Below are 2754 nucleotides of genomic sequence, written 5' to 3'. Positions count from 1 at the left end.
GGGGAACCCATTTCAACCTGTACCATTATCACGACTACGCCGAATCAGCTTGTTTCAGATGTGCATGATCGTATGCCGGTCATATAAACGGATATACATGGCTGGTTAAATCCCGAAATGGAAGACGTCTCACAATTTCTCAAACCATTTCCTGCCGACGAAATGATGAAATATCCAGTCTCAAGAGATGTAGGAAACGTTAAAAATTCAGATGAATCCTTAATAAAGGAAATTCCTTTGAACTCCAAATAGCCCCATTAGTATCATCGGTTTCTCCAAAAAAAAATTTATAAGAACCTAGTAATTGAAACAACGAGTGCAAACGTTTTAAGTTGAGCTATTGTTTATCATTAGTTGATTTTAAATTACATTGCTCGAGATAGGTGAGTAGTGCTTATGCAATTTTTTTCCTTCTTTTTCGTTTACGATTATATCAAGCACGGTAACACCAGCATCTATAGAGAGTCAATTCAGAATTTTGAGCATTAACCATTTTTAATAGTTATGTTAATAATATTCTTTCACGATTCTAAATCCTTAAGCGAAAGTAGGTTTATCTTTTCTTGTTTTTTCTGCCAGACTACGATCTTCACCGTAGAAGGAAACGTGAATCTTATGCGGCTCACTTTAAATGTCAATATAATGAGTTCGAGCAATTCTTGATCTGATATATTCTCGTATCCTTTAAAGCGTGTGATCCCGGATCCCAAAACGGGTAGGGCTACTGTTCTCCCAGCATAGACTCTGTCTATCTCAGTCCAGAAATTTAAAAGGCAGCTTATGTAGTCGTTTATCTCGAGGTACGCTTTATTACTAGCATCGAAACGAGAGAACGCCGTAAGGAGATAATCGTCTACCATACATATTGTTCCTAGTTTATATTGAGTTTTCTTTCCAATAGTCCTTCCCTCGTTTGTGGAGGCGATCATCTCTGGTAAATGGTTGTCAGAAGAGATAATGTCGTCTAAAGTATTTACATTTCCCGAATAGAATTTTTTGATATATATTCCGTTGAGGGAAGTGCTTGAAATAACTTTCTCGTCTACCATTGTGTCGAAATATTCATTAAAAGCAACTGCTTTCAGGTCAGCTTCCTCAGAGAATAAATCACCAAACTTCACCTCAACCTCTGAGTTGTTAATCGTTAGTTTGATGCTCCGACGTAAATTGGCATGAATCCAAATTCCGATGTAAACAAGGACCAGCAATATCAGTGTCCCTCCACCAATGAGCGCCTTGTTTTTGGGCTCTATTTCAACAAAGAGAAAGACAATAGAGGTGATAACGCTTATCACGCTTAGAAAGCCGTAGAAAGTATGTAGTATCTTTTTATCAAAAAACGAGACTTTCATTCGCATCTGCTCCTTTATCGAATTAAGCCCCATTTGATTTGCGCGTCACGGTTGTAATAATTCTTCCCATCACTAAGATGCTCACCGTTCACATGAAAACGCGTAATAGCATCCATAATGCAATCCTTAGCAAATGCGATATGGATAGCCTCTACACCAGTATTATTGATACGCTCGGCAAGCGCCTTTGGCCATATGTCACTGTGGCTCTCTACATTCAAAATGGATGAAAACTCGGGATATGCAATAATAAGCGGAATTTTGTATGTATCTATGGCTTGCTCTATCTCATAGGATAAAACGCTTCCGGTAAAACGAGTCTTTTTGGTAAGGATGACGAGCATGTTTTTTGATGATTTAAGTCGTTCCTGAATCCGCGCATATAGAGTTGTCCGTTTACTTGTATCGCGTACTGCATCCGTTTTCTCATGACTGTTAGTTAACGAAAACTTGATGTTTTTGTTTGCACTCCATGCTTGAATAGTGGAATAATATCTAAAGTCAGACTTTGTAGGATCTTTTTCTCCTAAACCATCAAAAGCAACATAGGTTCCTGTCCGATTTGCCATGTGTTAATCCTCCTAATATAAAGTATTATTTTCACCTGTTTACTCGTTCATTATTAAACATAAAACTCGTCTACTCCGACCTCTCAAATCTATTATCACTACTTAATTCTCTGTGTAAGAGTATCTTATACGGTTCAACGTGATTGATTTTCAACTAAACTGCCCGATAGCTTCTTTATAATTTCCATAGTGTGTCGACATTTAGGGAAATTGGAACAGCCATAAAACTCTCCCCGTTTCCCATTACGTTTTACAAGTAAATAGCCACACTGGGGGCAGTCCAGATCTTCAGGCTCCATATTCTCGTTGCTCACTGCGACTTCATTTTCAAGTTCTGGTTGTTGGGTAATCTGTTTTGAACTTGGAGCCTTCTGTTCAGGATTTATTGCTAACATCAACTCAATCAGCTGCTGCCGCATGATTAAACGAACGCCGTTAGATTTGGCCAATGTATACGCCTGCTCTGTATAATCACTGTTGGTAACAACCCACGCTTCTGTTGCTCCGTAATGATTCAATGCTGTATGTACTTCTTGCACGGCCTTTAGACCAACATTTTTGCTATAACGCTTCGCCTGGACCACGATTTTCTTTCCAGCTTTTGAGATGATTAAATCTGCACCGTAATCACCTGCAGCTTGTGTAACTTCTGCAGCATAACCGTGTGCTTTAAAAAGATGACCCAAATACTTCTCAAACTGTCGCCCCTCCATCTTATCGATTTCTGCAATGCCGGATCTCTTTAAACGCTCGATTTGTTTTTGATTTATGGAGAAGATAATAAAGGCGTAGCCCGCAAAAATTACACCGGCAGCAATCCCTGCAGCTACAAT

4 protein-coding genes are annotated in these 2754 nt (G+C 39.0%); 1 reads left to right on the top strand and 3 read right to left on the bottom strand.

Translation table 11 applies throughout. The features are described 5' to 3' along the window. Positions 1-9: 9 nt before the first annotated feature. Complete coding sequence (locus AC1DSE_RS33925) at positions 10-87, top strand: SOS response-associated peptidase family protein (protein ID WP_477528976.1); 78 nt, start codon at positions 10-12, stop codon at positions 85-87. A gap of 434 nt (positions 88-521) precedes the next feature. Here the strand turns inward: AC1DSE_RS33925 and AC1DSE_RS33920 are convergent, their stop codons facing one another. The 3 genes from AC1DSE_RS33920 to AC1DSE_RS33910 all read right to left on the bottom strand — a co-directional run. After that, positions 522-1352 (bottom strand): macro domain-containing protein, encoded by an 831-nt coding sequence (locus tag AC1DSE_RS33920; protein WP_441887171.1) that lies wholly within the window; start codon positions 1350-1352, stop codon positions 522-524. Positions 1353-1366: 14 nt separating this feature from the next. Next, entirely contained in the window at positions 1367-1921 is a 555-nt protein-coding gene (locus AC1DSE_RS33915; protein WP_441887173.1) for a TIR domain-containing protein, read from the bottom strand. 134 nt (positions 1922-2055) lie between these two features. Further along, the coding region (locus AC1DSE_RS33910; protein WP_477528975.1) for a restriction endonuclease at positions 2056-2754 on the bottom strand (699 nt) is incomplete at its 5' end.

It is taken from the genome of Paenibacillus sp. 01L418 (assembly GCF_056400045.1).
Note: the sequence above shows the minus strand (reverse complement) of the source record. Positions and strands in the feature narration are given on the sequence as shown.

Coding starts and splice junctions, on each gene's coding strand:
- AC1DSE_RS33920 (WP_441887171.1), bottom strand. CDS start 1,352: ATGAAAGTCTCGTTTTTTGATAAAAAGATACTACATACTTTCTACGGC.
- AC1DSE_RS33915 (WP_441887173.1), bottom strand. CDS start 1,921: ATGGCAAATCGGACAGGAACCTATGTTGCTTTTGATGGTTTAGGAGAA.